The organism is Streptomyces spinosisporus (assembly GCF_022698145.1).
Classification (GTDB): domain Bacteria; phylum Actinomycetota; class Actinomycetes; order Streptomycetales; family Streptomycetaceae; genus Streptomyces; species Streptomyces spinosisporus.
The window spans coordinates 669,516-676,311 of record NZ_JALDAX010000003.1 but is presented as its reverse complement, the minus strand read 5'-3'; the positions used below and the strand labels follow the sequence as shown (position 1 = coordinate 676,311).

Sequence of the window (6,796 nt, the reverse complement as noted above, 5' to 3'; positions counted from 1 at the left end):
GCCGCTGCACTCGCACGACTGACCCTCGGTCGACGAAGCGACTCCGCGACTTCGCGACGACACAGACTTCCGCAATTCGTAAGGAGCAACCGAAACCATGGCGGTTTCCGTAACCCTTCCGGCGCTCGGCGAGAGCGTCACCGAGGGCACTGTCACCCGCTGGCTGAAGGCCGAGGGCGAGCGCGTCGAGGCCGACGAGCCGCTGCTCGAGGTGTCGACCGACAAGGTCGACACCGAGATCCCCTCGCCCGCCGCCGGTGTCCTCGCCAGCATCAAGGTCGCCGAGGACGAGACCGTCGAGGTCGGCGCCGAGCTCGCCGTCATCGACGACGGCAGCGGTGCCCCCGCGGCCGCCCCGGCCCCGGCCGCAGAGCCCGCCCCCGAGCCCGCCGCGGCTCCGGAGCCGGCCGCTGCCGCCCCGTCCACCGAGCAGGCCGCCCCGGCCCCGGCTCCCACCGCCGAGGCCGCGTCCGGCGGCGGCAGCGCCGAGGGCACGGACGTCGTCCTGCCCGCGCTCGGCGAGTCCGTCACCGAGGGCACCGTCACCCGCTGGCTGAAGTCGGTCGGCGACTCCGTCGAGGCCGACGAGCCGCTGCTCGAGGTCTCCACGGACAAGGTCGACACCGAGATTCCGGCGCCCGCCTCCGGCACGCTGCTGGAGATCGTGGTCGGCGAGGACGAGACCGCCGAGGTCGGCGCCAAGCTCGCCGTCATCGGCGCCGCGGGTGCCGCTCCCGCGGCCGCCCCGGCCCCCGCCGCCCCGGCTCCGGCGCCCGCCGCCGAGGCGCCCGCCGCTCCGGCTCCGGCCCCGGCCGCCCCCGCGGCTCCGGCGCCCGCTCCGGCCGCCCCGGCCCCGCAGGCCCCGTCGGCTCCGGCCCCGCAGCAGGTGACGACCCCGGCTCCCGCCCCGGCCCCGTCCGCCCCGGCTCCGGCGCCCGCCGCGGCCCCGGCCGCCCCGGCCCCGGCCGCGGGTGCCACCGACGAGGGCGCCTACGTCACCCCGCTGGTGCGCAAGCTCGCCGCCGAGAACGGCGTCGACCTGGCCGGCGTCAAGGGCACCGGCGTCGGCGGCCGTATCCGCAAGCAGGACGTCATCGCCGCCGCCGAGGCCGCGAAGGCCGCCGCCGCTGCCCCGGCTCCGGCCGCCGCCGCCCCGGCCGCCAAGAAGGCGCCGACCCTGGAGGCCTCCCCCCTCCGCGGCCAGACCGTCAAGATGCCGCGCATCCGCAAGGTCATCGGCGACAACATGGTCAAGGCGCTGCACGAGCAGGCGCAGCTGTCCTCGGTCGTCGAGGTCGACGTCACCCGCCTGATGCGCCTGCGCGCCCAGGCCAAGGACTCCTTCGCCGCGCGCGAGGGCGTCAAGCTCTCCCCGATGCCGTTCTTCGTGAAGGCGGCGGCCCAGGCGCTGAAGGCCCACCCGGTCATCAACGCCAAGATCAACGAGGCCGAGGGCACGATCACCTACTTCGACACCGAAAGCGTCGGTATCGCGGTGGACTCCGAGAAGGGCCTGATGACCCCGGTCATCAAGCACGCCGGCGACCTCAACATCGCGGGCATCGCGAAGGCCACCGCGGAGCTGGCCGGCAAGGTCCGCGCCAACAAGATCACGCCGGACGAGCTGTCCGGTGCGACCTTCACCATCTCCAACACCGGGTCGCGCGGTGCGCTCTTCGACACGATCATCGTGCCGCCGGGCCAGGTCGCGATCCTCGGCATCGGTGCCACGGTCAAGCGCCCGGCGGTCATCGAGACCGAGGAGGGCACGGTCATCGGCGTCCGCGACATGACCTACCTGACCCTCTCCTACGACCACCGTCTGGTGGACGGCGCCGACGCCGCCCGCTACCTGACCGCGGTCAAGGCGATCCTGGAGGCCGGCGAGTTCGAGGTCGAGCTCGGCCTGTAGGGCTCCGACAGCAGCCAGAGGCGCCCCCGTCCGGGTTTCCGGGCGGGGGCGTTGTCGTGGGCCCTGACGTGTAAGTCTCGTCTCACCTGCACGAAAGCGCCCCCGTGCGCCCCTCCGGAAAGCGCTCGCGGCCGTATTGTCTAAACGTCAAACGCCCCCGGGGCCGATGGGCGGCCCCTCCTTAAGGAGCCCTCATGACCGCGCCCGTCATCCACTCGCTGCGCGAACAGATCCGCGAGCACATCGTGGAGGGGATCGTCAGCGGGCGCTGGAAGCCGGGCGAGCGGATCGTGGAGCGGCGGATCGCCACCGAGCTGGAGGTCAGCCAGACGCCGGTGCGCGAGGCCCTGCGCGAGCTGGAGTCGCTGCGGCTGATCGAGTCGGCGCCCAACAAGGGCGTGCGGGTGCGCAATCTGACCGCGGCCGACCTGGAGGAGAGCTACCCGGTGCGGGCCGGCCTGGAGGCGATCGCGGCGGAGCTGGCGGCCGAGCGCCTCGCCGAGGACTGCTCGGCCCTTGAGCCGCACGTCAACGCCCTCTACCAGGCCGACCGCGCCGCCGACGGCACCGGCCAGGTGCGGCACACGGTCGCCTTCCACCGCGAACTGGTGCGGGCCGCGGGCAACTCCGTGCTGCTGCACACCTGGGAGGGTCTGGGCATCGAAGTCTTCACGGCACTGTCCATCCGCTGGCTGGGAACCGTTCAGCAGTCGTACGCGGAGGAGCACGAGGAGTTGGTGCAGGCGTTTCGCAGGAGGGACCCGAGGATCGCCGAGCTCGTGAAGGCCCATGTGCTGGGCTGCGCTCCGCGGGCCTGACACAGTCGAGCATCCGCACGCTCACCTGCGGAAATCAATCGAAAACGCGGCACCGCGTGCCATCCCGAAAGGCACCGCATGCCGACTTTCTCGTAATCGAGAAGTTTTACCCCTGAACCCTTTGATCGATCATCGATCAGGGAGTTATTGTCGCCGACGGGCCTGAACCGAGGCCCAGCGCCCTGTCCTGCCAAAGACCAAGGGCACCCCCGAACCCTTACCGATGAGGGAACCCCCTTCGACTGAGGAAGGCGGCGACATGACCGACCCCAACGCCATCCAGCCGAGCGAGCTCGACCAGCTCCCGGACAGGGACCCCGAGGAGACCGCCGAATGGCAGGCCTCCCTGGACGCGGTCGCCAAGGCGGCGGGCCCGCACCGTGCCGCGTATCTGATGCGCCGCACTCTGGAGCGGGCAGAGGGCAACGGCATCGCGCTGCCCAAGCTCCTCGAGACCGACTACGTCAACACCATCCCGACCGCCGCCGAGCCGAGTGTGCCCGGTGACGAGGAGATGGAGCGCCGTATCACCGCGTGGAACCGCTGGAACGCGGCCGCGATGGTGACCCGGGGCGCCAAACACGGCGTCGGCGGCCACATCGCCACCTTCGCCTCCGCAGCCTGGCTCTACGAGACGGGCTTCAACCACTTCTTCCACGGCAAGGAGGGGGACGGCTCGGGCGACCAGCTCTACATCCAGGGCCACGCCTCCCCCGGCATCTACGCCCGCGCCTTCCTCGACGGCCGCCTCACCGAGCAGCACCTGGACAACTTCCGCCAGGAGGCGGGCGGCAACGGCCTGCCGTCGTACCCGCACCCGCGCCGGCTGCCCTGGCTGTGGGAGTTCCCGACGGTGAGCATGGGCCTCGGCCCGCTCTCCGCGATCTACCAGGCGCGCTTCAACCGCTACCTCACCGCGCGCGGCGTCAAGGACGTCTCGTCCTCGCACGTGTGGGCGTTCCTCGGCGACGGCGAGATGGACGAGCCGGAGTCCACGGCCGCCCTCGCCCTCGCCTCCCGCGAGGGTCTGGACAACCTGACCTTCGTCATCAACTGCAACCTGCAGCGCCTCGACGGCCCGGTCCGCGCGAACTTCAAGATCGTGCAGGAGCTGGAGGCCCAGTTCCGCGGCGCCGGCTGGAACGTGATCAAGACGCTGTGGGGCACGGCCTGGGACGAGCTGTTCCAGCTGGACACCACGGGCGCGCTGGTACGCCGGCTGCGCGAGGTACCGGACGCCCAGGTGCAGACGTACCAGACGCGCGACGCGGCCTACATCCGCGAGGACTTCTTCGGCAAGGACCCGGCGCTCGCCGAGATGGCCAAGCTGCTGAGCGACGACAAGATCCTCGAGTGCTTCCACCTCTCCCGCGGTGGCCACGAGGCCCGCAAGGTCTACGCCGCCTACAAGGCCGCCGTCGAGTTCAAGGGCGCGCCGACCGTGATCCTGGCCCAGACCGTCAAGGGCCACACCCTCGGTGAGGGCTTCGCGTCGAAGAACGCCAACCACCAGATGAAGAAGCTGACGGTGGACGAGTTCAAGGCGATGCGTGACCGCCTCGAACTGCCCATCAAGGACAGCGACTTCGTCGACGGCGTGGTCCCCTACGGCCACCCGGGCGCCGACTCCCCCGAGGTCCGCTACCTCCAGGAGCGCCGCGCGGCCCTCGGCGGTCCGGCCCCGGCCCGCCGCACGCACGCGCTCGCCCCGCTGCCCGCCCCCGCCGACAAGGCCTTCGCCGCCTTCGACAAGGGCTCCGGCGCGCAGAATGTGGCCACCACCATGGCCTTCGTCCGCCTGGTCAAGGACCTGGTCCGCGACAAGGAGACCGGAAAGCGCTGGGTGCCGATCGTCCCCGACGAGGCGCGCACCTTCGGCATGGAGAGCCTCTTCCCGTCCCTCGGGATCTACTCCCCGAAGGGCCAGACGTACGAGCCGGTCGACCGCGACCAGCTGATGTACTACAAGGAGGCCAAGAACGGCCAGATCCTCAACGAGGGGATCACCGAGGCCGGTTCGATGGCCGACTTCATCGCCGCGTCCACCGCGTACGCGACGCACGGCGAGGCGATGATCCCGTTCTACATCTTCTACTCGATGTTCGGCTGGCAGCGCACGGCCGACCAGATGTGGCAGCTCGGCGACCAGCTCGGCCGCGGCTTCCTGGTGGGCGCGACGGCCGGCCGTACGACGCTGACCGGTGAGGGTCTGCAGCACGCGGACGGCCACTCGCCGGTGATCGCCGCGACCAACCCGGCGGCGCTGTCGTACGACCCGGCGTTCGCCTACGAGATCGCGGTGATCGTCAAGGACGGTCTGCGCCGTATGTACGGCGAGGCGGCGCCGGGCGAGGACCCGAACGTCTTCTACTACCTCACCGTCTACAACGAGCCGCTGCCGCAGCCGGCGAAGCCGTCCGCGCCCGGCGTCGACGAGGGCATCGTCAAGGGCCTGTACCGCTTCAACACGGCCGAGGAGGCGGGGCTCGCACCGGCGGCCAACGCCCCGCGCATCCAGCTGCTCGGCTCCGGTACGGCGATCCACTGGGCCCTTGAGGCCCAGAAGCTGCTCGCCGAGGAGTGGGGCGTGGCCGCGGACGTCTGGTCGGCGACCAGCTGGACCGAACTGCGCCGTGACGCGATGGAGGCGGACGACGCGCTGCTGCGGGGCGAGGAGCGGGTGCCGTACGTCCGGCAGGCGCTGCACGGGGCCGAGGGCCCGGTGCTCGCGGTCTCCGACTACATGCGCCAGGTCCCCGACCAGATCGCGCAGTGGGTCGAGCAGGACTGGTCCTCGCTCGGCGCCGACGGCTTCGGCCTCTCGGACACCCGCGACGCGGCCCGCCGCCACTTCGGCGTCGACGCCCCGTCCATCGTCGTGGCGGCGCTGGCCCAGCTGGCGCGGCGCGGGGAGGTCAAGGCGACGGCCGTGAAGGAGGCCCGGGAGCGGTACGGGCTGTAACGCGGTGGCACGGACGAAGGGGTACGGCGGCTGCCGTGCCCCTTCGCTGTCAGTGGCCCCCGGCATCATGGCCGTATGCGTGCTGCCCGCCTGATCAAGATGGTGCTGCTTCTGCAGTCCCGGCCCTCCATGACCGCCGCCGAGCTGGCGCGGGAGCTGGAGGTGTCCGAGCGGACCGTGACGCGGGACGCGCAGGCGCTGTCGGAGGCGGGGGTGCCGGTGTACGCGGACCGGGGGCGGGCCGGGGGGTACCGGTTGATCGGCGGGTACCGGACGCGGCTGACCGGGCTGGCGCGCGGCGAGGCCGAGGCGCTGTTCCTGTCCGGTGTGCCGGGCGCCCTGCGGGAGATGGGCCTGGAGGACGCCGCCTCGGCCGCCCGGCTGAAGGTGTCGGCGGCGCTGCTGCCGTCGCTGCGGGACGCCTCCCGCACGGCCGCGCAGCGCTTCCATCTGGACGCCCCGAACTGGTTCACCGAACCGAAGGCGCCGGAGCTGCTGCCCGCGGTCGCGGACGCGGTGTGGGACGACCGCCGGATCAGCGCGCGCTACCGCAGCCGCCAGGCCGAGGTGGAGCGCGAGCTGGAGCCGTACGGGCTGGTTCTCAAGGCGGGGGTCTGGTATCTGTGCGCGCGGGTGCCGGAGCCGGGGTCGTACCGGGTGTACCGGATCGACCGGTTCACGGCGGTGGAGGCGGGCGGGGAACGGTTCGAGCGGGACGAGGAGTTCGATCTGCCGGCCTTCTGGGACGAGCAGGCCGAGCGGTTCGCGCGGTCGATCCTGCGGGCCGAGGTCGTCGTACGGCTGTCGCAGGCCGGGGCGCGCGCACTGCCGTACGCCGTCGATCCCGTCGCCGCCCGGGAGGCCCTGGCGGCCGCGGACGCACCGGACGAGGAGGGGCGGCTGACGCTGACGCTGCCCGTGGAGTCCGAGGAGGTCGCACACGCGCAGCTCGCGGGGCTCGGGCCCGAGGTGGAGGTGCTGGAACCCGGGAGTCTGCGGACACGGTTCGCCGAGGATGCGAGGCGGTTGGCGCGCCTGTACGGGACATAACAATCCGTGGCACTCCACGTGCGCCCCACCCGCCCAGGGCCGATGCTGGACCCG

At 72.1% G+C, this 6,796-nt stretch carries 4 protein-coding genes; all 4 read left to right on the top strand.

What is annotated here, in order from left to right:
- Positions 1-97 precede the first annotated feature (97 nt).
- The 4 genes from sucB to MQN93_RS11425 all read left to right on the top strand — a co-directional run bounded on the left by sucB (position 98) and on the right by MQN93_RS11425 (position 6,742).
- Complete coding sequence (gene sucB, locus MQN93_RS11440; protein WP_242709393.1) at positions 98-1,912, top strand: 2-oxoglutarate dehydrogenase, E2 component, dihydrolipoamide succinyltransferase; 1,815 nt, start codon at positions 98-100, stop codon at positions 1,910-1,912.
- 194 nt (positions 1,913-2,106) lie between these two features.
- Positions 2,107-2,730: a GntR family transcriptional regulator gene (locus MQN93_RS11435; RefSeq protein WP_016435753.1), complete on the top strand. Its 624-nt coding sequence runs from the start codon at positions 2,107-2,109 to the stop codon at positions 2,728-2,730.
- 259 nt (positions 2,731-2,989) lie between these two features.
- The gene (aceE, locus tag MQN93_RS11430) at positions 2,990-5,692 is read left to right on the top strand and encodes a pyruvate dehydrogenase (acetyl-transferring), homodimeric type (protein WP_242709392.1); all 2,703 of its coding nucleotides are present in this window, start codon (positions 2,990-2,992) and stop codon (positions 5,690-5,692) included.
- 75 nt (positions 5,693-5,767) lie between these two features.
- Positions 5,768-6,742: a helix-turn-helix transcriptional regulator gene (locus tag MQN93_RS11425; RefSeq protein WP_242709391.1), complete on the top strand. Its 975-nt coding sequence runs from the start codon at positions 5,768-5,770 to the stop codon at positions 6,740-6,742.
- Positions 6,743-6,796 lie beyond the last annotated feature (54 nt).

Bases quoted from the DNA above. Each gene is read 5' to 3' on its own strand.
- MQN93_RS11425 (WP_242709391.1), top strand. From the start codon at position 5,768: ATGCGTGCTGCCCGCCTGATCAAGATGGTGCTGCTTCTGCAGTCCCGG.
- aceE (WP_242709392.1), top strand. From the start codon at position 2,990: ATGACCGACCCCAACGCCATCCAGCCGAGCGAGCTCGACCAGCTCCCG.
- sucB (WP_242709393.1), top strand. From the start codon at position 98: ATGGCGGTTTCCGTAACCCTTCCGGCGCTCGGCGAGAGCGTCACCGAG.
- MQN93_RS11435 (WP_016435753.1), top strand. From the start codon at position 2,107: ATGACCGCGCCCGTCATCCACTCGCTGCGCGAACAGATCCGCGAGCAC.